This window comes from Flavobacterium sp. AED, from assembly GCF_000812945.1.
GTDB lineage: Bacteria > Bacteroidota > Bacteroidia > Flavobacteriales > Flavobacteriaceae > Flavobacterium.
The window spans coordinates 411,959-431,944 of sequence record NZ_JSYM01000002.1 but is presented as its reverse complement, the minus strand read 5'-3'; the positions used below and the strand labels follow the sequence as shown (position 1 = coordinate 431,944).

26 protein-coding genes are annotated in these 19,986 nt (G+C 32.4%); 18 read left to right on the top strand and 8 right to left on the bottom strand.

The features are described 5' to 3' along the window. Positions 1 to 11 precede the first annotated feature (11 nt). From OA85_RS11040 to nadC, 4 genes are all read right to left on the bottom strand, one after another. A complete protein-coding gene (locus tag OA85_RS11040; protein ID WP_039109803.1) occupies positions 12 to 854 on the bottom strand; it encodes an NAD(P)H-hydrate dehydratase in 843 nt (280 codons plus the stop codon). Positions 855 to 1,010: 156 nt separating this feature from the next. Then, positions 1,011 to 1,922 carry a YihY/virulence factor BrkB family protein gene (locus tag OA85_RS11035; RefSeq protein ID WP_039109802.1) on the bottom strand — a complete coding sequence of 304 codons (912 nt, stop codon included), beginning with the start codon at positions 1,920 to 1,922 and terminating at the stop codon, positions 1,011 to 1,013. 96 nt (positions 1,923 to 2,018) lie between these two features. Continuing rightward, positions 2,019 to 2,378: a four helix bundle protein gene (locus OA85_RS11030; protein WP_039109801.1), complete on the bottom strand. Its 360-nt coding sequence runs from the start codon at positions 2,376 to 2,378 to the stop codon at positions 2,019 to 2,021. Between the two features lie 51 nt (positions 2,379 to 2,429). Beyond that, positions 2,430 to 3,287 carry a carboxylating nicotinate-nucleotide diphosphorylase gene (gene nadC, locus OA85_RS11025; protein WP_039109800.1) on the bottom strand — a complete coding sequence of 286 codons (858 nt, stop codon included), beginning with the start codon at positions 3,285 to 3,287 and terminating at the stop codon, positions 2,430 to 2,432. A gap of 422 nt (positions 3,288 to 3,709) precedes the next feature. On the opposite strand from nadC, the gene OA85_RS11020 reads away from it, so the two are divergent. From OA85_RS11020 to rlmH, 4 genes are all read left to right on the top strand, one after another. Beyond that, positions 3,710 to 4,201, top strand: a complete 492-nt coding sequence (locus OA85_RS11020; RefSeq protein WP_039109799.1) for a VOC family protein — start codon at positions 3,710 to 3,712, stop codon at positions 4,199 to 4,201. Positions 4,202 to 4,268: 67 nt separating this feature from the next. Next, positions 4,269 to 4,712 carry a VOC family protein gene (locus tag OA85_RS11015; protein WP_039109798.1) on the top strand — a complete coding sequence of 148 codons (444 nt, stop codon included), beginning with the start codon at positions 4,269 to 4,271 and terminating at the stop codon, positions 4,710 to 4,712. Positions 4,713 to 4,720: 8 nt separating this feature from the next. Beyond that, complete coding sequence (locus tag OA85_RS11010) at positions 4,721 to 5,119, top strand: SRPBCC domain-containing protein (RefSeq protein ID WP_369699885.1); 399 nt, start codon at positions 4,721 to 4,723, stop codon at positions 5,117 to 5,119. A 133-nt stretch (positions 5,120 to 5,252) separates the two neighbouring features. Continuing rightward, entirely contained in the window at positions 5,253 to 5,726 is a 474-nt protein-coding gene (gene rlmH / locus OA85_RS11005) for a 23S rRNA (pseudouridine(1915)-N(3))-methyltransferase RlmH (RefSeq protein ID WP_039109797.1), read from the top strand. A gap of 34 nt (positions 5,727 to 5,760) precedes the next feature. Here the strand turns inward: rlmH and OA85_RS11000 are convergent, their stop codons facing one another. Both OA85_RS11000 and folP read right to left on the bottom strand, forming a co-directional pair. Beyond that, positions 5,761 to 6,381, bottom strand: a complete 621-nt coding sequence (locus tag OA85_RS11000) for a hypothetical protein (RefSeq protein WP_039109796.1) — start codon at positions 6,379 to 6,381, stop codon at positions 5,761 to 5,763. A gap of 2 nt (positions 6,382 to 6,383) precedes the next feature. Beyond that, a complete protein-coding gene (folP, locus tag OA85_RS10995) occupies positions 6,384 to 7,208 on the bottom strand; it encodes a dihydropteroate synthase (protein ID WP_039109795.1) in 825 nt (274 codons plus the stop codon). Positions 7,209 to 7,295: 87 nt separating this feature from the next. On the opposite strand from folP, the gene OA85_RS10990 reads away from it, so the two are divergent. The 9 genes from OA85_RS10990 (at position 7,296) to OA85_RS10950 (ending at position 14,503) form a co-directional block, all read left to right on the top strand. Continuing rightward, positions 7,296 to 7,844: a DUF1599 domain-containing protein gene (locus OA85_RS10990; RefSeq protein WP_039109947.1), complete on the top strand. Its 549-nt coding sequence runs from the start codon at positions 7,296 to 7,298 to the stop codon at positions 7,842 to 7,844. 9 nt (positions 7,845 to 7,853) lie between these two features. After that, the gene (locus tag OA85_RS10985) at positions 7,854 to 8,954 is read left to right on the top strand and encodes a BT_3928 family protein (RefSeq protein ID WP_039109794.1); all 1,101 of its coding nucleotides are present in this window, start codon (positions 7,854 to 7,856) and stop codon (positions 8,952 to 8,954) included. 315 nt (positions 8,955 to 9,269) lie between these two features. Then, positions 9,270 to 9,764, top strand: coding sequence for a TlpA disulfide reductase family protein (locus OA85_RS10980; RefSeq protein ID WP_039109793.1), 495 nt, complete (start codon positions 9,270 to 9,272; stop codon positions 9,762 to 9,764). Positions 9,765 to 9,816: 52 nt separating this feature from the next. After that, a complete protein-coding gene (gene tpiA / locus OA85_RS10975) occupies positions 9,817 to 10,569 on the top strand; it encodes a triose-phosphate isomerase (protein ID WP_039109792.1) in 753 nt (250 codons plus the stop codon). 107 nt (positions 10,570 to 10,676) lie between these two features. Further along, positions 10,677 to 11,510, top strand: coding sequence for a 50S ribosomal protein L11 methyltransferase (prmA, locus tag OA85_RS10970; protein WP_039109791.1), 834 nt, complete (start codon positions 10,677 to 10,679; stop codon positions 11,508 to 11,510). A gap of 17 nt (positions 11,511 to 11,527) precedes the next feature. Continuing rightward, positions 11,528 to 12,139 carry a class I SAM-dependent methyltransferase gene (locus tag OA85_RS10965; protein ID WP_039109790.1) on the top strand — a complete coding sequence of 204 codons (612 nt, stop codon included), beginning with the start codon at positions 11,528 to 11,530 and terminating at the stop codon, positions 12,137 to 12,139. Positions 12,140 to 12,179: 40 nt separating this feature from the next. Then, complete coding sequence (locus OA85_RS10960) at positions 12,180 to 12,455, top strand: ATP-dependent Clp protease adaptor ClpS (protein WP_039109789.1); 276 nt, start codon at positions 12,180 to 12,182, stop codon at positions 12,453 to 12,455. 95 nt (positions 12,456 to 12,550) lie between these two features. Continuing rightward, the gene (locus tag OA85_RS10955; RefSeq protein ID WP_039109788.1) at positions 12,551 to 13,816 is read left to right on the top strand and encodes a sterol desaturase family protein; all 1,266 of its coding nucleotides are present in this window, start codon (positions 12,551 to 12,553) and stop codon (positions 13,814 to 13,816) included. Positions 13,817 to 13,831: 15 nt separating this feature from the next. Then, complete coding sequence (locus OA85_RS10950; protein ID WP_039109787.1) at positions 13,832 to 14,503, top strand: lysoplasmalogenase; 672 nt, start codon at positions 13,832 to 13,834, stop codon at positions 14,501 to 14,503. A gap of 47 nt (positions 14,504 to 14,550) precedes the next feature. Here the strand turns inward: OA85_RS10950 and OA85_RS10945 are convergent, their stop codons facing one another. Further along, positions 14,551 to 14,964: a DUF6691 family protein gene (locus OA85_RS10945; protein ID WP_039109786.1), complete on the bottom strand. Its 414-nt coding sequence runs from the start codon at positions 14,962 to 14,964 to the stop codon at positions 14,551 to 14,553. A 3-nt stretch (positions 14,965 to 14,967) separates the two neighbouring features. Beyond that, positions 14,968 to 15,525 (bottom strand): YeeE/YedE family protein, encoded by a 558-nt coding sequence (locus OA85_RS10940; protein WP_039109785.1) that lies wholly within the window; start codon positions 15,523 to 15,525, stop codon positions 14,968 to 14,970. 195 nt (positions 15,526 to 15,720) lie between these two features. On the opposite strand from OA85_RS10940, the gene OA85_RS10935 reads away from it, so the two are divergent. The 5 genes from OA85_RS10935 to OA85_RS10915 all read left to right on the top strand — a co-directional run bounded on the left by OA85_RS10935 (position 15,721) and on the right by OA85_RS10915 (position 19,929). Further along, positions 15,721 to 16,173, top strand: a complete 453-nt coding sequence (locus OA85_RS10935; protein ID WP_039109784.1) for a hypothetical protein — start codon at positions 15,721 to 15,723, stop codon at positions 16,171 to 16,173. 156 nt (positions 16,174 to 16,329) lie between these two features. Continuing rightward, positions 16,330 to 17,148 carry a 3-deoxy-8-phosphooctulonate synthase gene (gene kdsA, locus OA85_RS10930; RefSeq protein ID WP_039109783.1) on the top strand — a complete coding sequence of 273 codons (819 nt, stop codon included), beginning with the start codon at positions 16,330 to 16,332 and terminating at the stop codon, positions 17,146 to 17,148. Positions 17,149 to 17,164: 16 nt separating this feature from the next. Continuing rightward, positions 17,165 to 18,025 (top strand): hypothetical protein, encoded by an 861-nt coding sequence (locus OA85_RS10925; RefSeq protein ID WP_039109782.1) that lies wholly within the window; start codon positions 17,165 to 17,167, stop codon positions 18,023 to 18,025. 247 nt (positions 18,026 to 18,272) lie between these two features. Further along, positions 18,273 to 19,364, top strand: a complete 1,092-nt coding sequence (locus OA85_RS10920) for a PAS domain-containing sensor histidine kinase (protein ID WP_052257221.1) — start codon at positions 18,273 to 18,275, stop codon at positions 19,362 to 19,364. A gap of 70 nt (positions 19,365 to 19,434) precedes the next feature. Then, entirely contained in the window at positions 19,435 to 19,929 is a 495-nt protein-coding gene (locus OA85_RS10915) for an SRPBCC domain-containing protein (RefSeq protein WP_039109781.1), read from the top strand. Positions 19,930 to 19,986: the final 57 nt, after the last annotated feature.

The window sequence follows — 19,986 nt, the reverse complement described above, 5'->3', positions numbered from 1 at the left end:
TTTTAATAGCTTTATAAACTCAAAAACGCCTTCCCAATATTCGCAATAACATCAGAAGCTATAAAGGACTCATAACCGGTTTCGGGTAGTGCGATATCAGCGGTTAATCCATGAAGGTAAACGCCCAGTATGGCAGCATTTATTGGTTCATAGGATTGTGCCAATAAACTGGTAATCATTCCCGTCAAGACATCACCCGTTCCTGCAGTGGCCAAAGCGGCATTTCCGGTGGTGTTTTCGTAAATTGTATCACCATCAATAATGCATGTTGGTGCGCCTTTCATCACAATAATGAGATGGTATTGTTTAGAAAATGCGATTGTTTTTTCAAGTTTTTCAGTATCGGAATTCCATTTTCCTATTAATCGTTCCAGTTCTTTAGGATGTGGCGTTAGGATGGTTTTGGGCTGTAATAAAGGAAGCCATTCTTTGTTTTTGGATAGAATATTCAATGCGTCGGCATCGATTACCAAAGGGACTTTATTCGTTTTTAGCAATTTATAAACGGCTTGTTGTGTTTCGATTTCCAGACCTAAACCCGGTCCTAATCCAATGGCTTGCGGTTTGATATCGAAAGCAATATCCGAGATAAATTTTTCCTGATTATCAGTTATAACCATGACTTCTGAAATGGCAATTTGAAGGATATCATAGCCGCATTTAGGTATAAAAACAGTGACTAATCCACAACCGGTTTTCAAGCAAGCTTTGGACGAAAGACAAACAGCTCCTATTTTTCCATAACTCCCACCAATAATTAAAGCATGTCCTTGAATGCCCTTGTGGGCAAATTTGTCTGGTTGTTTATAGCGTTTTAGAATTTCGTTTTGGTTGATATAAATTGGATTCATCATGGAATTTATTTGTCTAAAATTACACATTTAAAATGAAACAGATTCCTTAATTGTAACCGAAATTTCCTAGCCCTGATGGCAGTGAAAATCCTTTTTATCCGCCTTTTCGGCGGATAAAAAGGATTTTCACTGCCATCAGGAAATAGCTCCTAAAAACTACCCTTCTTTTTTCATTTTTAATTTATTTACTGTTCCGTTTAATTCGAAACCTAACAATAATATCATGCAGTTAATCCAGATATAAAACATCATAATCAATAAGGTACCGATGGAGCCGTATAATTCGTTGTATTTTGAGAATCGGATTACCCAAATTCCAAAACCATAGGAGTCCAAAATAACCAATATCGTAGTAAATACAGATCCTATAGAGATAAAAGCCCTATTTTTATCATGCATGGTACCAAACTTAAAAAGTATGGAAGTTGTGATTAAAATCATTACAATTACAAACGCATAGCGCCATAAAATAATCAATTCAACTTGGTCGCTCAGTATCGTTTTTTGAATAAACACCTCGAAAACAACGATTGCTGATACGGTTACTATCAATAGTATCGACAATAATAATGACATGCCGAGAGCGACAATATATTGGTGAACAAATCCTCTTTTGATGAGGACGTGACGCGAGGATTCGAAACCGCCCAAAATTCCATTTAAACCATTTGCCATCAAGAAAATAGACAATATAAATCCCGAAGACAATAATCCGGAATGGCTATTGTGGAGAATATCATTGATGATTTTGTAAATGGCATCATAGGTATTTGGCGGAACTCCTTGCCTTACAAATTGAAGAAAATCTTCTTGAAAACCTTCGATTGGGATGTAGGGAATAAGATTTAAGATGAACAGCGCAAAGGGAAATAATGCCATGAAGAAACTAAATGCAATCGCACTGGCGTGATAGGTCAAAGCGCTTTCGACAATTCCTAATCCGTACAGTTCCAATAAATCATACAACGATAATCCCTGCAACCATGGGAGTTTTACCTTTTTCAACCCACGAGCGAGATTCCGTATTATGGGAACTTTTTCTATTCTTTCTTCAATTTCTTTACTCATATTTTGCAGATTTCAGATGGCAGTTTACAGATTTCAGTCCGCTCATAAAAAATTCCAGATAGCAGATTTCAAATAACTGTTTACAGTTTTCTAAATTCATAAAAATTTTTCTTTATTATTCATCATGTAATTTAATAACTTTCCAACCTCAATACTTTTAGCTGTTAATGTTTCAAAGTCAACTTTATTGATGTAATTACAAGCACTTGCATACTCTAACCAAACTTGCGTTTCAGCATTTTCAGCATCACTATCCGTCAGTTTTGATATAAAATGTTTGTCATACCTTCTTTTTCTTGAAGCTTCAGCAATATTAGCTGACACACTTCGGGACGATCTTCTTATTTGATCAGTTAATGAATATTTTTCTTCGGATGGAAAAACCTTAGTCATGGTATAGATATCCATTCCTAATTCAAAAGACTTCTTATAAGCTAATAAATCTTGAAATCTCATATGTTATTTTGTTTTTTTTCTGAAATCTGCAACCTGAAATCTGCTATCTAATTAAATTGCTTTTAAGCTTAAATCCATATTGTAAACAGAATGCGTTAAGGCTCCGGACGAAATATAATCAACACCACATTCCGCATAATGCCGAATGGTACTTTCATTGATATTCCCAGATGATTCAGTTTGGCACTTATCACCTATCAAAGCTACTGCTTTTCGGGTATCTTCATAATTGAAATTGTCTATCAAAATTCTATAAACGCCTTCGCTTTCTAATATTTCTTTAATTTCATCCAAGTTTCTGGCTTCGACAATAATTTTTAGATCCAAATTATTTTCCTTCAGATACGCTTTGGTTTTGGCTATGGCCAAAGTAATTCCGCCTGCAAAATCATTGTGATTGTCCTTGAGCATAATCATGTCATACAAAGCAAAACGGTGGTTTTCGCCTCCGCCAATTTTGACTGCCCACTTCTCACAAGCCCTGAAACCTGGTGTCGTTTTACGGGTGTCAAGAATTTTAGTTTTTGTCCCTTCCAGAAGCTGAACATATTCTTTAGTTTTGGTAGCAATTGCCGACATTCTTTGCATCGAATTCAAAACTACCCGCTCTGATTTCAAAATGGATTGTGAACTTCCCGAAACATGAAAAACAACATCCCCTTTTTTTACTGGGGTTCCATCCTCAATGAACGTTTCTATTTGCAAATTAGAATCTACATATTCGAAAACCATTTTGGCGAAAGCCACACCGGCAATAATACCATCTTCTTTTACAAGCAACTTCGCTTTTCCGGTTGCCGTTGCAGGAATACAAGCCAAAGAGCTGTAATCGCCAGGACCAACATCTTCTCTAATGGCATTTTCAATTAATATATGTAACTCGTTTTTGAACTGTGCTTCGCTAATCATTTTATAGGAAATTTATGGATGCTAAAGTAAGGTATATTTTGTGGATTTGAAAATATGTGTCTTTTAAAAGTATGTTAATTCAAGTTTTTGAAAAATGAAATTTTATAAGTTTCGGTTTAAGAGAATCAATAACATTATGATACACAAACCTTATTTTTATTATATAAATTAAAGCACGAAGCTCTTAATATTAATTACCTAAATTCGATTATTATTTTGTTTCGTAACAACTTTATTAGCATTAAAAAACAAAACAATCATTTGACTTACAATTAATTAACAAAAAATACATTGAGATTAACTTTTTGTTTTCAACTAATTTTGTACTTTTAATACCCAAAATAATTGCTTCATATCAAATGATGCAATCTTCTTCTTTTTCCTATTTTGTAATTTAATTTTAATACGTAAAAAGCGGCTTTATGGAAAATAAAAAAATAATTTCCCAAAAAATCACACCCTGTTTGTGGTTTAATGACAATGCAGAAGAAGCCGTGTCTTTTTACGCTTCAATTTTTAAAAACGCAAAAATTGGAAAAGCAACCCATTACGGTAAAAATGCCCCCTTGCCAGAAGGAACAGTTTTGACCATTTCTTTTCAATTAGACGGGGAAGATTTTTTGGCCTTGAATGGAGGACCGGTTTTTACCTTTTCGGAAGCTGTTTCATTCATCGTTAATTGTGAAGACCAACCAGAGATTGATTCGTTTTGGGAAAAACTTTCTGAAGGAGGACAAATCCAACAATGTGGCTGGTTAAAAGATAAATTTGGCGTTTCCTGGCAAATTGTGCCAGTAGTATTAGGCGAAATGATGCAAAGCGATGATACAGAAAAATCAAATCGTGTGTTGCAGGCGATTATGCAAATGGTAAAAATTGATATTAAAGAACTAGAAACAGCCTATAATGGCTAAAACATTAGAACGAAACCATCATAAAAGTTAAAGTAGCGAAATCATTATATAATTAAAAACAGATAAAATGGCACGAGTAAGCACCTATCTAAACTTTCCTCGCAATACTGAGGAAGCATTTAATTTTTATAAATCTGTATTTGGAGGAGAATTTGGCGGTCACGGTCTAGTACGATTCAAAGATATTCCACCAGCAGAAGGGATGCCTCCAATTAATGAAACTGATATAAATCTAATCATGCACATCGAATTGCCCATTGTTGGCGGACATATTTTGATGGGAACCGATGCACCTGAATCAATGGGATTTAAAGTCAATTTTGGAAATAATGTTTATATAAATCTGGAACCAGACACAAAAGCCGAAACGAAAAAGTTATTTGTTGCATTAGCAGCTGAAGGAACAATAACGATGCAACTTCAAGTCATGTTTTGGGGCGCCTATTATGGAAGCTGCACCGATAAATTTGGTGTTCAATGGATGTTTAACTGTGTTGAAATAACAGAATAATTTAAAATATGGACAAAAATAACAAAACATTAATAACTGTGGAAACTGTAATTAATGCACCAATCGAAACCGTTTGGGATAAGTGGACAAATCCTGACGATATTGTAAAATGGAATAATGCCTCTGATGACTGGCATACAACCAGAGCTGAAAATGATTTGAAAGTTGGAGGTAAATTTGTTTCAAGAATGGAAGCTAAAGATGGCACTATGGGATTTGACTTCAGTGGTACTTATGACAACATAAAACAAAATGAACTTATTGAATATACCGCTGATGACAATAGAAAAGTAACCGTTCACTTTTCTAATGTCGCTGATAAGACAAAGGTTATTGAAATTTTTGAAGCCGAAAATGAAAACCCAATAGCCATGCAACAATCAGGTTGGCAATCTATAATTGGATAATTTCAAAGAATATACCGAATATAAATCGTAAAAAAATTAAAAACTAGTCCTAGAAAGTCCATTTATATGGGCTTTTTTTGTTCATCAAATACGATATCAATTTTCTATCTTTGCGCCTCTGAAATTCCACAAAATGAACATTAAACTTATTGCTATAGGTAAAACGGATAACAAAGCCTTACAATCTTTGATAGACGATTACACCAAGCGCTTGTCTTTTTATATCAAATTTGATCTGGATATTATCCCTGATATCAAGAATGTAAAAAACCTGTCTGAAAGTCAACAAAAAGAGAAAGAAGGCGAATTGATTTTGGCAAAAATAACACCAACGGATCAACTTATTTTATTGGACGAAAATGGAAAAAACTTTTCCAGTGTTGGTTTTTCAGAGGAATTACAAAAGAAAATGAACTCAGGTGTCAAGACTTTAGTTTTTGTAATTGGTGGTCCTTATGGATTCTCGGAAACTGTTTATGCCAAAGCACAAGGGAAAATCTCGCTTTCCTTAATGACTTTTTCACACCAAATGGTTCGTCTATTTTTTATCGAACAATTGTATCGTGGTTTCACGATTTTAAGAAACGAGCCGTATCATCATCAGTAAAAAAATTGTTTCAGGTTTTCTTTGTTTAAAGTTCCTAATAAATAAATTCTTGATTACTTTTCATAGCTATTTTTAAACTTTCAATGAAAATTTTATCTTGAATGTAACTTCCAAAACTTAAATCTTTATCAAACCTAAATAAAAAGTTAGTTGCAACTTCTTTGGATAAAATGTTGTTAATTAAATCTTGAAGTTTTTCCCTTTTAAGAACTTGATTTTCAATTAAAATCTCATTATTCTTATTGAAAAATATGATGGTTCCAATTGGTTTTTCTAATTTGTAAAATACTTTTGTAAAAGGAATAAAAGCTAAGTTTTTGCCAATAGTATCGGCATACGAATAATAATTTTGAGCTAATTCGTTCTTATGAGCTTTTTCTTCGCGTTTTTTTTGTTGCAGTTTCATAACCTCAGGAATTACCAATCGCAAAGGCAAACGCTTGTCAATATTGAAAATCCAATTGGTAGAAATAATTTCGTTTTTTCTGTTTACTTCTGCCAAAGTATCTTTTCCTTTTGTTCTAAAAAAAATATAGATTGGCGAATGATCTTCTACATTTTTGACGATTGTTGTATTGGCTTTTGGCAATAAAATGTCTTCTTTATTCCCGCAAGAAAACAACATAAAAAGGATAATCAGACTAAAATACTTCATGTTTATGGATTGATTTTATTAAATAAGGTAACACATTCCATCGCTTCTTTTACATCGTGAACACGAAGAATTTTTGCTCCTTTGGTCAATGCTAAAGTATTTAAAACAGTAGTTCCGTTTAAAGCATGTTCTGCATTAGAATTCAGCGTTTTATATATCATTGATTTTCTGGAAATCCCTATCAGCATTGGTAATTCTAATCCGTTAAACAATTCCATTTTTTTAAATACTTCGTAGTTTTGTTCCAGTGTTTTGGCAAAGCCAAAACCAGGATCTATAATTAAATCATTGATACCAAAACTTCTTGCACTAGCAATTCGTTCCGAAAAATAGAATACTATTTCTTTTACAATATCGTCATAATTCGTGAGCGTTTGCATCGTCTGAGGGTTCCCACGCATGTGCATCATAATATAGGGAACATTATATTTTGCAATGATTTCAAACATTTTTTCATCCAGATTTCCTGCGGCAATATCATTAATAATAGCTGCTCCACTTTCGATGGAGGCTTTCGCTACTTCTGCTCTAAAAGTATCAATTGAAATAATCGTTTCGGGGAAATTTTTTAAAATCAAAACAATAGTAGGAACAATTCTTGAAATTTCTTCTTCTTCCGAAACAAATTCGGCACTAGGCTTACTGGAATAAGCACCTAAATCAATGAAAGTAGCGCCATCTAAAAGCATTTTTTCAACCCGAGAAAGTATTTCGTTTTCATTTTTATACTTTCCACCATCAAAAAAAGAGTTGGGTGTAACATTCAAAATCCCCATTACTTTTGGAGTTGATAAGTCGATGAGTTGTCCTTTGCAGTTAATAGTCATTTGTTTACAGTTTTAAAGACTTCAAAATTCTACAATCAAAAAAAATATGTTATTTTTGAAAAAATTTTAGACAAATATACACCAATAATGAAGAATACTTCAAAGGAATATGATACTGTGATTGCGATTTGTCGTTCGTTGTTTATCAATAAAATGAAAGATTACGGATGTGCATGGCGTATTTTAAGATTGCCATCGCTGACGGATCAAATCTACATTAAAGCCCAAAGAATACGAAGTTTACAAGAAAATGAAGTTCGTAAAATTGACGAAGATGAAACAAGTGAATTCATCGGAATTATCAATTATTCCATCATGGCATTAATCCAATTGGAGTTAGGCGTTGCAGACCAACCTGATTTAGAGGTTTTAAAAGCAACCGAATTATACGATGCCAAAGTTAAACTGACCAAAGATTTAATGGAAGCCAAAAATCATGATTATGGTGAAGCTTGGCGCGATATGCGTGTCAGTTCGCTTACGGATTTGATTTTGCAAAAACTACTTCGTGTGAAACAAATAGAAGATAATAAAGGAAAAACATTGGTTTCTGAAGGCATTGATGCCAATTATCAGGATATGATTAATTATTCTATTTTCGCATTGATTTTAATGGGCTTTGGAAATAAAAATTAAAATAAAACTATGAAAAATATAATTACTCAATTCTCCCGAATTTTCGTTGGAATCTTATTTATCATTTCGGGATTAATAAAGCTGAACGACCCAATTGGTTTTTCTTACAAACTGGCTGAATATTTTGGTGAACCCGTTTTTAACATGCCTTTCTTAGTACCATTTGCATTAGCGATTGCTTTGTTTTTGGTTATTCTTGAAGTTGTTTTGGGTGTTATGTTGCTCATTGGTTACAAATCAAAATTTACGATTAACAGTTTGTTATTATTGATTGTATTTTTCACTTTCCTTACGTTTTATTCCGCCTATTTTGATGTTGTGAGAGACTGCGGTTGTTTTGGTGATGCTTTACACATTACACCATGGCAATCTTTTACTAAAGATGTCGTTTTATTACTTTTTATTCTGATTCTATTTTTCAATAGAAAATTGGTAAAACCGTTATTTGGAAATACTTTTCAAAACATATTGGCTTTTGCAAGTATTGCTTCCTGTGTATTTATGGGCTATTGGGTTATCAATCATTTACCTATAATCGATTTTCGTCCATATAAAGTAGGAACTAATATCCAAAAAGGAATGAAAATTCCTGATAATGCACCAAAAAGCGTTGTCGAAATGATTTTTATCTACAAAGTAAATGGTGTTGACAAAGAATTCACTGAAAAGGATTTGATGGCACTACCTGAAGGAGCCACATTTGTAGACAGAAAAGACAAAGTGATTACGGAAGGTTACGTTCCTCCTATTCATGATTTTGCCATGGAAAAAGACGGATCTGATTATAAAGATGAATTTTTAGATGTGCCAAAATTAGTCATGATTGTGGCTTATGATTTAGTTCATGCTGATAAAGAAGGTCTAATGAAATTAGAGAAATTGAATCAGGAAGCTAAAGCAAAAGGGTATAAAGTGATAGGAATGACAGCTTCATCACCGGAAGAAATTGCCAAATCGAAAAAAGAATTCGGGATGACATTCGATTTTTATTTCTGTGATGCCACTGCTTTAAAAACTATCGAAAGAGCCAATCCTAGCATTGTGGTTCTTGAAAAAGGGACTATTTTACAAAAAGTACATTATAATGATATTAAAGATTTAAAGCTATAAATAAAAGGTTTAAAGTTACTGAAACTGGTAATTTTAGACCTTTAATTATTTTATATACTCTTATAAATCTTGTCCAATTTAGTATTGCATTATACTGGAATATCACTTGAAAATGGATAAATTAGCTTACTTTGAAAGGCCTTCTTTTAATTTATTTCAATAAACGCTCCATTTAACAGTTAACTATTACGATTTCACTACTTTTATCATTACAAAAAAATCATTTTTTGTGATATAATAGCCGAGAATTCAAAATTCGTCAATCTCTATTCCTCAATCAAATTGTTTGTTTAACTTTGTTCCAAATTATAAAAAATGAAAAAAATATTCGTTTTATTCATTGCTTTCGTTACATTTTCTTGTACGCAAGCCCAAAAAACAGCATTTTCCAAAGAAGCGTTATCAGAAACATTATTGTCAACTGATGGAAGCCAAGTTGCTTTTAAGAACATTTTAAAAAAGCACAAAGGCAAAACTTTAGTAATTGAAGTTTGGGCATCTTGGTGCGGAGATTGCGTAAAAGCAATGCCGAAAATTAAAGAATTACAGGCTAATAATCCTGATGTAGCTTATGTGTTTATTTCTATGGACAAAGCTGCCGATAAATGGAAAGTTGGTATTGAAAAACACGAATTAAAAGGAGATCATTTCATGGCAAATGACCAAATGAAAGGTGTATTCGGAAAAGCAATTGATTTGGATTGGATTCCAAGGTACATCATCATTGACAAAACAGGAAAAATAGTTTTATATCGTGCGATAGAAACTGATTTTGACTTAATAAATGAAACTTTAAAAAAATTGAAATAATAGCAGTATTCATTTCAAAAAAAACTACCTAACTAAAATAAAAAACAACAAAATGAGAAAGAAGATTGTAGCAGGAAACTGGAAAATGCATAAAAACGCAGAACAGACTGAAGATTTATTGAATGAATTAATTGCAAAAATCCCAACAGAAACTAAAGCACAGGTAATTGTAGCTCCAACTTTTGTTAACCTAGCTTCTGCTGTTGATCATTTAGAATTTACAAATATTGATGTGGCTGCTCAAAATGTACATCAAGCTGAAAGTGGTGCTTTTACAGGCGAAATTTCTGCTGATATGCTTAAAAGTGTTGGTGTAAATATAGTAATTCTTGGACATTCAGAGCGTAGAGCAATTTTTAATGAAACAGATGCTTTAATTGCAAGTAAAGTAAATACAGCTTTAGAACATGACATGACTGTTATTTTCTGTTTTGGTGAAGAGCTGAAAGACCGTCAATCTAAAAACCATTTCAATATCGTTGAAAATCAATTGCGTGATGGATTGTTTCAGATTGAAGCTAAAGACTGGGCAAATGTTGTTTTAGCATACGAGCCAGTTTGGGCAATTGGAACTGGAGAAACAGCTTCTCCGGAACAAGCTCAAGAAATGCACGAATTCATCAGAGAAACGGTACGTAAAGCTTTTGGAAGCGACATCGCTGATGATGTTTCTATTCTTTACGGTGGAAGTGTAAAACCAGAAAATGCAAAAGAAATTTTCTCTAAACCAGATGTAGACGGAGGTCTTATCGGTGGAGCTGCTCTAAAAGCAGATGATTTTGTTGCTGTTGTGAGCGCAATATAATTTTTTACATACAATTTTAAAAAAGGTTTGATATTTTATCAAGCCTTTTTTTGTTTTAATTCTTCAATAAAAAGAGATAATACTACCTTTGCCAAAAAAAAATAAACATGTCAAACATTTATATCGGATATCATTTTACCATAGAACCAAAAGAATTAGGTTCAGAAATATTAATTGCTCAATTAGGAGAAAAAGCTTTTGAAAGTTTTACCGAAACCGAAACAGGTGTTTCTGCTTTTGTGCAAAAGGATTTATGGGATGAAATGATTCTTGATGAAATTCAAATTTTGCAATCAGAGGAATTTAAAATTGACTATACTTTCGAAGAAATAGAGCAAGTGAACTGGAATGAGGAATGGGAAAAGAATTTTGAACCAATCGATGTAGATGGAAATTGTCATGTACGCGCTCCTTTTCATCCAAAAACGGATGCCGAATTTGATATTGTAATTGAACCAAAAATGAGTTTTGGAACCGGTCATCACGAAACCACTCACATGATGATTCAACATTTATTGGAAATCGATGTTACTGGTTTAAAAACACTTGATATGGGTTGTGGGACAGCAATTTTGGCTATTCTTGCCGAAATGAAAGGAGCCCAACCAATTGATGCCATTGATATTGACAATTGGTGTTATTTGAATTCTATCGAAAATGCAGAACGCAATAATTGTGAACATATTACAGTTTATGAAGGTGATGCCGCTTTGTTGAAAGACAAAAAATATGATTTGATAATTGCTAACATCAATAGAAATATTTTGTTGAACGATATGCAAAGTTATGTAGATTGTTTGAATCCAAAAGGAACCTTACTATTAAGCGGTTTCTATGTAGAAGACATCCCATTTATTGACGCTTCTTGTACGGAAAAAGGTTTAACTTATGTTAAAAAATTCGAAAGAAACAACTGGGTTTCTTTAAAATACGTAAATTAGTATTGAAAATCAACTAGATGGAAATCAACAAAAAAAATCATTGGGAAACTGTTTATGAAACGAAACAACCCAATGAAGTAAGCTGGACTCAGGAAAATCCTAAAATATCACTTGATTTTATTCGACAAACCAATTTAGGTAAATCGGCAAAGATTATTGATATAGGTGGTGGCGATAGCAAACTTGTTGATTTTTTATTGGAAGACGGTTATGAAAATATAACCGTTTTAGATATTTCGGCAAATGCTTTAGAACGGGTCAAAATTCGTCTGGGAAAAAAGGCTGAAAAAGTAACTTGGATTGTTTCAGATATAACAGAATTCAAACCAATAACTACTTACGATATCTGGCATGACCGAGCTACCTTTCATTTTTTGACTAGTGATGCCCCGATAAATAGTTACATTAAAATTGCTGAAAAATGGATTTCCAGTTTTTTGATTATTGGTACGTTTTCAGATAAAGGTCCTATGAAATGTAGCGGACTTGAAATCAAACAATATACCGAAACAACTCTAGAAAATCAATTTCAAGCAACGTTTGAAAAATTAAAATGCATAAATGAAGATCATATTACCCCATTTGAAACAACACAAAACTTTATATTCTGTGTTTTTAGGAAAAGATAAATTAAACTATATTTTTATTTAACCCCCAAAGTATCTAAAAATGAGTACCAAAGAAAAAGTAAGAGAAAGAGTCAGTGTAAAAGAAATTATATCCATTAATAACGAAATTATTGTTTATAATGATGATGTAAACACTTTTGACCATGTTATAGAAACTTTAATACGCGTTTGCAATCACACTGCAGAACAAGCGGAACAATGTTCATTGATTGTTCATTATAATGGAAAATGTACTGTAAAAACAGGTCCATATGATAAGCTAAAACCACAATGTACCCAACTATTGGAAGCTGGATTAAGTGCTGAAATTATATAGCCGTATTTAAATCTCATAGCCTGTTATAGAATTATTGCAAATAATTCAAAAAATATATACTTTTATTATATATTTGAACAATACACCAGGCTTTTATGGAAGAATACGGAAAAATTTTAGTTTTTGTAATGCCCATTTTTTTACTATTAATCATAATAGAAAAAATATATGGTCATTATAAAGGAGAAGATACTTCTCCTAACATGGATTCAGTTTCGAGCGTAAGTTCAGGAATGGTCAACTCCTTGAAAGATGTTTTAGGACTTAGCATCACCCTTATTTCTTACGATTGGATCGCATCAAAAATTGCAATTTTCCATTTAAAACCTACCATTCTTGCTTATATCATTGGTTTCATAGCTATTGATTTTTATGGTTATTGGAGCCATCGATTTTCTCATCAAATCAATTTTTTATGGAATAAGCATGCCATTCATCACAGCAGTGAAGAGTTCAATTTAGCTTGTGCTTTACGCCAACCCATATCCAGTTTTGTGAATTTATTTACTTTTCTACTGATTCCTGCTGCTCTGTTAGGAGTTCCTTCAAAAGTGATTGCGATTACACTACCCATTCATTTATTTCTTCAATTTTGGTATCATACCAAGCACATTAAAAAAATTGGCTTTCTGGAAAATATCTTGGTCTCCCCTTCTCATCATCGGGTGCATCATGCCATTAATCCGGAATATATGGATAAAAATCATTCCCAAATATTTATAATTTGGGATAAGTTATTTGGTACATTTCAAGAAGAATTAGAATCAGTTCCGCCAGTTTTTGGAATCACAAGACCTGCACAAACCTGGAATCCCATCCGCATTAATTTTCAACATCTTTGGCTACTGATAACCGACGCTTGGCGTGCTGAAAACTGGAAAGATAAATTCACTATTTGGTTTAAACCAACGGGGTGGCGTCCAGAAAATTTTGAAGAAAAATATCCTGTACACAAAATTAAAGATGTTTATGCTTTTGAAAAATACGGTACCCAACATTCTAAAAAACTGATGTTTTGGTCCATGATTCAAGCTATAATTACTTTATTATTTATCAGCTATTTATATAACTTTATTGCAATAATTGGTTTACCCAATGTGTTTGTATATGGCGCATTTATTTTTGTAACAGTTTATAGCTACACTGAATTAATGGATACCCGAAAAATTTCACTCTTTTGGGAAATTCTCCGATTTGCTTTAGGGATAACTATTATTGCTTATTTTGGAGACTGGTTTTCAATGAATCAGCTTTTCCCTTATGCAAATTATATCATAATTGGATATCTTACGTTATCCTTAATAGCCACAGTCTACTTTGTAAGTGTAAATTTCGAAAAAGAAAAAGTAGTAGCGTCATAATCTTAAAAACAATTCATGAGAAGTACCTTATCATTCAAAGCTTATATTGGAATCAGTTTCGCTTATCTCTTATTTATTATTTTGGGAAGAGAAGATATTTCATGGTTTATAAAACCTTTTTTAATTCCTTTTCTTTTTCTTGCAGTTTATTCCTGCGGCAATTTTCCTTCTAAAAAATTCCTTTTAGTAGCCTTAACTTTTTCTTGGATGGGTGATGTCGTTTTACTATTTGCTTACAAAGCCGAAATCTATTTCATAATTGGATTGGTAGCATTCCTAATTTCTCATATCGCTTATATCGTTTTATTCAGTAAACAATTAAGAATAAATTCGTCCAGAAACAAAGCTGTTTTCTGGGTAGGAATAACAGCTATTATAGTCTATTTAATACTAATGTTATCAATATTATTACCAACTTTAGGTGACTTAAAAATTCCTGTTTTTGTTTATGCCATCATACTCTCAACTATGCTTTTATTCGCATTTAAAGGGTATTTAAAATGGAATAAACCTGCCGGGACTTATGTATTACTAGGCGCAGTTATTTTTGTATGTTCAGACAGTACTCTGGCTTTCAATAAATTTTATGAACCCATTCGATTTAGTTCTTTTCTGATAATGGCAACCTACCTGCTTGCTCAATACTTGATTATAGTTGGTATTTTGAAATTAAACAGAAAAAAATAGCATTTCCATTTTCAGAAAATGCTATTCAAATTTAACTTTTAGTAAAATTAATGAGGTAATTTATCTTTTAATAATCCATAAATAAAGGTACCTAACAACGCACCAAAAAGCACTAAAAGCACACTCCAGAAACCTGCACCAATTAGAATAAATATTGGACCTGGACAAGAACCTACAAGTGCCCAACCCAATCCAAAAAACAATCCGCCAATCAAGTATCTAGCGGAACCTTTTTCTTTATCCAAAATTTCTATTGGCTGACCTTTTACATCTTTTAGTTTATTTCTTTTTATGATTTGGATGCCAATTACTCCCGTCAAAATAGCCACCGCGATAATTCCGTACATGTGAAAGGATTGAAATTGAAACATTTCATAAATGCGATACCAGGAAACTGCTTCCGATTTTGTAAGTACAATTCCGAAAACAAATCCAACTAATAAATATTTTAATACGTTCATATTCTAAAAAATTAAGGGTAATAAAAAATGAGCCATAATTAACCCTCCAACAAAAAATCCTATAACGGCTTTCAAAGATGGAAGTTGTAAATTACTTAAACCAGATATAGCATGTCCAGAAGTACAACCTCCGGCATAACGAGAGCCAAAACCTATTAAAATTCCACCAATTATAAGAATAAAAATACTTTTGGGAGATTCCCAAATCTGTGTTCCAAAGAGTGCTTCTGGCATTAATTTTCCGTTTGGAGCATCGATTCCCAATTGTGCTAACTGTGCAATAGTTTTTGGGTTTATAGCAACATTTGAAGCATCACTCATAAAATGAACCGCTACAAAACCACCTAACATCGCTCCTATAACCACAACTAAATTCCACCGTTGGGCTTTCCAATCAAAATCAAAAAACGTTACTCGTTTGCCTAATCCAGCAATAGAACAAAGCGAGCGCAAATTAGAAGACATGCCAAAAGTCTTTCCAAAATAAATCAGGCAAAGCATAATCATGCCTATTAAAAACCCGGAAACATACCAAGGCCAAGTTTGATAAATAATATCCATATTTGTAAATTTTATGCAAATATATAAAGCAAATTATTTATTCTATGTGAGAAAAGTTACAATAGTAAAAAACTGCACAATAAATTAATATTTGTTAATGTAATAGGCTTTAAAGTTCTGTTTATATTTGTACCTCTTTAAGCGGGCAATGGTATTATAATTGCTATAATCATTACCAAAAAATCAATTGAAAATATGAAAAAAATAATTCCTTTTGTCGTTTTATTACTACTTAGTGCCTCTTGTGTAAGTACAAAATCTACCTTGAAAAACGTAGATGACAATGCACCTGCACTAACACTTACAAAAGAAAATACTTTTGTAATAACAGCCTACAGCAAAGACAAAAAATATGGTTACGATCAAGATTATCCAATCAACATTTTTTACAGAAACACAGCAAACGAAACAATTAATCAGGAGCGTTTTTTAAATGCTTTGACAGGACCAAAAGGAGAAAAAATCACTTACTCAAAATTGGAGAGTTGTTGCCCGTTTCCAACAAAAAAGACAGATTTAGGAGCTGGTTTTCTGGATGTATATGAACTAAAATGGGATGGGCAAAAGAAACCTATAAAACTCTATTTGAATATTTACGAAAAAGGAATTTTAATGGTACCCGTTGGTCTTAGTTTAAAAAAGAATTAAATAAAACACGACTGCCCTAGCCCTGATAACAGTGAAAATCCTTTTCTTTTTTTCTTTCAAAAAAGAAAAGATTATAACGGATAGCAGGAAATAGCTTCAAAAAAATACTAACTCATTATTTCTAATTATCTTTGCACTTTCAAAAAATAAATTTTTATGAACATACAACATATCCCACTGATCAAATATACTGATAGTGGCAACTTTTTTCTTCTTGCTGGTCCTTGTGCTATTGAAGGTGAAGAAATGGCAATGCGTATTGCCGAAAAACTAGTTGGCATCACAGATAAACTAGAAATTCCATTTGTTTTTAAAGGTTCTTTCAAGAAAGCCAATCGTTCCAGAATTGACAGTTTTTCTGGCATTGGAGACGAAAAAGCATTAAAAATCCTTAGAAAAGTTTCGGAAACTTTTGGTGTTCCTACAGTAACAGATATTCACACCAATGAAGATGCTGAAATGGCTGCACAATATGTGGATGTATTGCAAATACCTGCTTTTCTAGTTCGTCAAACTGATTTAGTCGTGGCTGCTGCTAATACCGGAAAGGTTGTAAACTTGAAAAAAGGACAATTTATGAGTCCTGAAAGCATGAAACATGCTGTGCAAAAGGTTTTGGATTGCAACAATCAAAACGTAATGGTTACGGATCGTGGAACTATGTTTGGCTATCAAGACATGATTGTGGATTTTAGAGGAATTCCTACAATGCAAAACTATGCAACCACAGTTCTTGATGTTACGCATTCGCTACAACAACCCAACCAAACGGCTGGAGTAACAGGCGGAAGACCTGATATGATTGAAACTGTTGCCAAAGCAGGAATTGCTGTAGGTGTAGATGGAATTTTCATAGAAACTCATTTTGACCCTGCTAATGCTAAAAGCGATGGAGCCAACATGTTGCATTTAGATTATTTTGAAGGTCTGATGACTAAATTAGTCGCAATCAGAAAAACAATAAATCAGTTTTAATTTCAATTCAAATTCATTGAAAAATATAATTTTATATTCCGCATTCTTAATTATGTGTTTTTCAAAAAACACTTTTGCGCAAGAACAAATTAAAATACAAGATAAATATACAGCCCACAACAAAGGCAAGTTTTTTATTTCTTGGGGTGGAAACAGAGATAGTTACACCAAATCTGATGTTACATTTAGAGGAAAAGATTATAATTTTACTCTTGATAATATGGTCGCTCATGACAAACCAAAAGGCTGGCATGTTGATTATATAAACCCTGCGAGAATGACTATCCCTCAAACTAATTTCAGAATGGGGTATTTCATAAACGACCATTACAGTATTGCTGTAGGATGGGATCACATGAAGTATGTTATGACGCAGGATCAAACAGTTAATATGACAGGGACAATCAACCTTCCTTTGACAGATTCTGGATCAGATTACAATGGGACTTACAACAATACTCCGAGTGTTATGACAGAAAAATTTCTGATGTATGAGCATACTGATGGATTAAACTATGTAAACACCGAGTTTTCAAGACATGATGATATTTCTTCTTTATTCAAAATTGGGAATACTGATAAAATTCAAATCAACTTAACTGAAGGTGTTGGAGTTGGATTATTATATCCAAAAACAAATACGACTCTTTTAGGTAAACCGCGTCATGATGACTTTCACGTATCTGGTTATGGAACTTCTTTGAAAGCAGGTTTAAATGTCACTTTCCTAAAACATTTTTATGTTCAAGGGGAATTAAAAGGAGGTTATATTAATATGCAGGATATCAGGACTACTCAAAGTACGGAAGATAGTGCTTTTCAAGATTTTTTCTTTTTCCAAAGAATAATTGCTTTTGGAGGAATATTCAAAATATAAATAGTGCATAAATAATAATAAACGAGGCTGTCAGTAAAATGACAGCCTCGTTTTGTTTGACACTTTTTTTATTTTAATTAAGGTAATACGTTTTATTTTAATTACAAATTTGTTCATACCATTGCTTTTATTATAAATAATTATTAGCTAAATTTGGATATTATGTTTTCTTCTAAAATAACAGAATTAAACAATTCATAAAATTTGTATTTATCTAAACCCTGAATAAAAACAACTTTTACACTCCATGACTATAAAAAAAAGAAATCCTGATTCAGGTGGAATCTATCACTTTGATAATTTTTTTAATATCTCAGCTGATTTTATTTGTATTGCAGGATTTGATGGCTATTTCAAGCGAATAAATCCCGCTGTTTCAAAATTATTAGGCTATTCAGATGAGGAATTGTATGCTAACCCCATAAGTAGTTTTGTTTATGCACCAGACCTTAAAATTACTATAGAAACAAGAGAACAAGTATATAAAAACAAGCCTCTTTTAAATTTTGAAAATCGGTATTTAACTAAATGCGGAGAAGTTGTTTGGTTATCTTGGACATCAATGCCCGTTGAAGAGGAAAAACTAGTTTATGCTATTGCAAAAAACATTACTCATAAAAAAAGAATTGAAGAAGAACGAAACTTACTTCTTGCAAATCTGACAAAAATTAACAAAGACCTTAAGCATTTATCGTATACAACTTCGCATGACTTAAAGTCACCTGTAAATAATTTGCTGTCCGTATTTGATCTCATTGACCTTTCAAAGATTAATGACGAGGAAACACTTGAATTTATAACTATTTTAAAAACTGCAACTGAGAGTTTAAGGCAAACTTTAAAAAAATCAGTAGATGAATTAATTCATAAAGATGAGTTAAATGCTCCCATTGAAGAATTAGGTTTGAATAAAAATTTAAATGAAGTGCTACTTTCTATAAAATCTTTAATAGAAAATTCAAAAATCATAATTAACATTGACTTTTCAGATCTTGCTGAAATTAATTTTAATAAAGAATACCTGAAAAGTATATTTTTAAACTTAATTACCAATTCAATAAAATACTCGAAACCGGACACCTTACCTTCTATTTCTATTGTTTCTAAAAAAGTAAACGGTATCAGTCAATTAATTTATTCTGATAACGGATTGGGTTTTGATATGGAAAAAGTTAAAGATAAAATTTTTGGACTGCATCAAAAATTCCACGATCATATTGATAGTAATGGCATCGGACTTTACCTAATTTATAATCACATCACTAATTTAGGAGGTCGTATTGAAGTAGAAAGTAAAATTAATGAAGGTGTAAAATTCACGATTTTTTTTAAAGATTGAATTTAACAGCCATCTTTATACTCAAATATAGGTAATCATGAAAGCATAATTAACTAAACTCCTGAAAGACATGAACAACTTTGACTGGACAACATTTACTAGACGAATTGCGGTAAAATCAACTCTTGCAGAGATGTATGCTGCTTGGACTAAAGCTGTAGAAATCGAAAAATGGTTTTTAAGAAATGCTACTTATTTCGATGCCGGCAAAAACCTCATGGACAGAAACACAAGTATTGAAAAAGGTTCCTATGAATGGAGTTGGTATTTATATGATGTAGTCGAAAAAGGAATTATAACGGACTCAAATGGACTCGATTTTATTCAATTTTCATTTGCGGGAGACTGTTTGGTTGATATTAAGCTTTCAACTCAAGACAATTACATTATAGTTGAACTAACCCAGAAAAACATTCCGACGGATGATAGTTCAAAGGTGAATATCAGGCTTGGATGTGACTCCGGTTGGTCATTTTTTCTGGTAAACCTAAAATCTGTGTATGAAGGAGGACTTGATTTAAGAAATAAAAACCCTGAACTAAAAAAAATGATTAATAATAGTTAGAATTAAAATAATTTGACTTTGCATTCAAAACAAAAAAACTACAAGCGTATAACTTGT

Coding starts and splice junctions, on each gene's coding strand:
- OA85_RS11040 (WP_039109803.1), bottom strand. CDS start 854: ATGATGAATCCAATTTATATCAACCAAAACGAAATTCTAAAACGCTAT.
- OA85_RS11035 (WP_039109802.1), bottom strand. CDS start 1,922: ATGAGTAAAGAAATTGAAGAAAGAATAGAAAAAGTTCCCATAATACGG.
- OA85_RS11030 (WP_039109801.1), bottom strand. CDS start 2,378: ATGAGATTTCAAGATTTATTAGCTTATAAGAAGTCTTTTGAATTAGGA.
- nadC (WP_039109800.1), bottom strand. CDS start 3,287: ATGATTAGCGAAGCACAGTTCAAAAACGAGTTACATATATTAATTGAA.
- OA85_RS11020 (WP_039109799.1), top strand. CDS start 3,710: ATGGAAAATAAAAAAATAATTTCCCAAAAAATCACACCCTGTTTGTGG.
- OA85_RS11015 (WP_039109798.1), top strand. CDS start 4,269: ATGGCACGAGTAAGCACCTATCTAAACTTTCCTCGCAATACTGAGGAA.
- OA85_RS11010 (WP_369699885.1), top strand. CDS start 4,721: ATGGACAAAAATAACAAAACATTAATAACTGTGGAAACTGTAATTAAT.
- rlmH (WP_039109797.1), top strand. CDS start 5,253: ATGAACATTAAACTTATTGCTATAGGTAAAACGGATAACAAAGCCTTA.
- OA85_RS11000 (WP_039109796.1), bottom strand. CDS start 6,381: ATGAAGTATTTTAGTCTGATTATCCTTTTTATGTTGTTTTCTTGCGGG.
- folP (WP_039109795.1), bottom strand. CDS start 7,208: ATGACTATTAACTGCAAAGGACAACTCATCGACTTATCAACTCCAAAA.
- OA85_RS10990 (WP_039109947.1), top strand. CDS start 7,296: ATGAAGAATACTTCAAAGGAATATGATACTGTGATTGCGATTTGTCGT.
- OA85_RS10985 (WP_039109794.1), top strand. CDS start 7,854: ATGAAAAATATAATTACTCAATTCTCCCGAATTTTCGTTGGAATCTTA.
- OA85_RS10980 (WP_039109793.1), top strand. CDS start 9,270: ATGAAAAAAATATTCGTTTTATTCATTGCTTTCGTTACATTTTCTTGT.
- tpiA (WP_039109792.1), top strand. CDS start 9,817: ATGAGAAAGAAGATTGTAGCAGGAAACTGGAAAATGCATAAAAACGCA.
- prmA (WP_039109791.1), top strand. CDS start 10,677: ATGTCAAACATTTATATCGGATATCATTTTACCATAGAACCAAAAGAA.
- OA85_RS10965 (WP_039109790.1), top strand. CDS start 11,528: ATGGAAATCAACAAAAAAAATCATTGGGAAACTGTTTATGAAACGAAA.
- OA85_RS10960 (WP_039109789.1), top strand. CDS start 12,180: ATGAGTACCAAAGAAAAAGTAAGAGAAAGAGTCAGTGTAAAAGAAATT.
- OA85_RS10955 (WP_039109788.1), top strand. CDS start 12,551: ATGGAAGAATACGGAAAAATTTTAGTTTTTGTAATGCCCATTTTTTTA.
- OA85_RS10950 (WP_039109787.1), top strand. CDS start 13,832: ATGAGAAGTACCTTATCATTCAAAGCTTATATTGGAATCAGTTTCGCT.
- OA85_RS10945 (WP_039109786.1), bottom strand. CDS start 14,964: ATGAACGTATTAAAATATTTATTAGTTGGATTTGTTTTCGGAATTGTA.
- OA85_RS10940 (WP_039109785.1), bottom strand. CDS start 15,525: ATGGATATTATTTATCAAACTTGGCCTTGGTATGTTTCCGGGTTTTTA.
- OA85_RS10935 (WP_039109784.1), top strand. CDS start 15,721: ATGAAAAAAATAATTCCTTTTGTCGTTTTATTACTACTTAGTGCCTCT.
- kdsA (WP_039109783.1), top strand. CDS start 16,330: ATGAACATACAACATATCCCACTGATCAAATATACTGATAGTGGCAAC.
- OA85_RS10920 (WP_052257221.1), top strand. CDS start 18,273: ATGACTATAAAAAAAAGAAATCCTGATTCAGGTGGAATCTATCACTTT.
- OA85_RS10915 (WP_039109781.1), top strand. CDS start 19,435: ATGAACAACTTTGACTGGACAACATTTACTAGACGAATTGCGGTAAAA.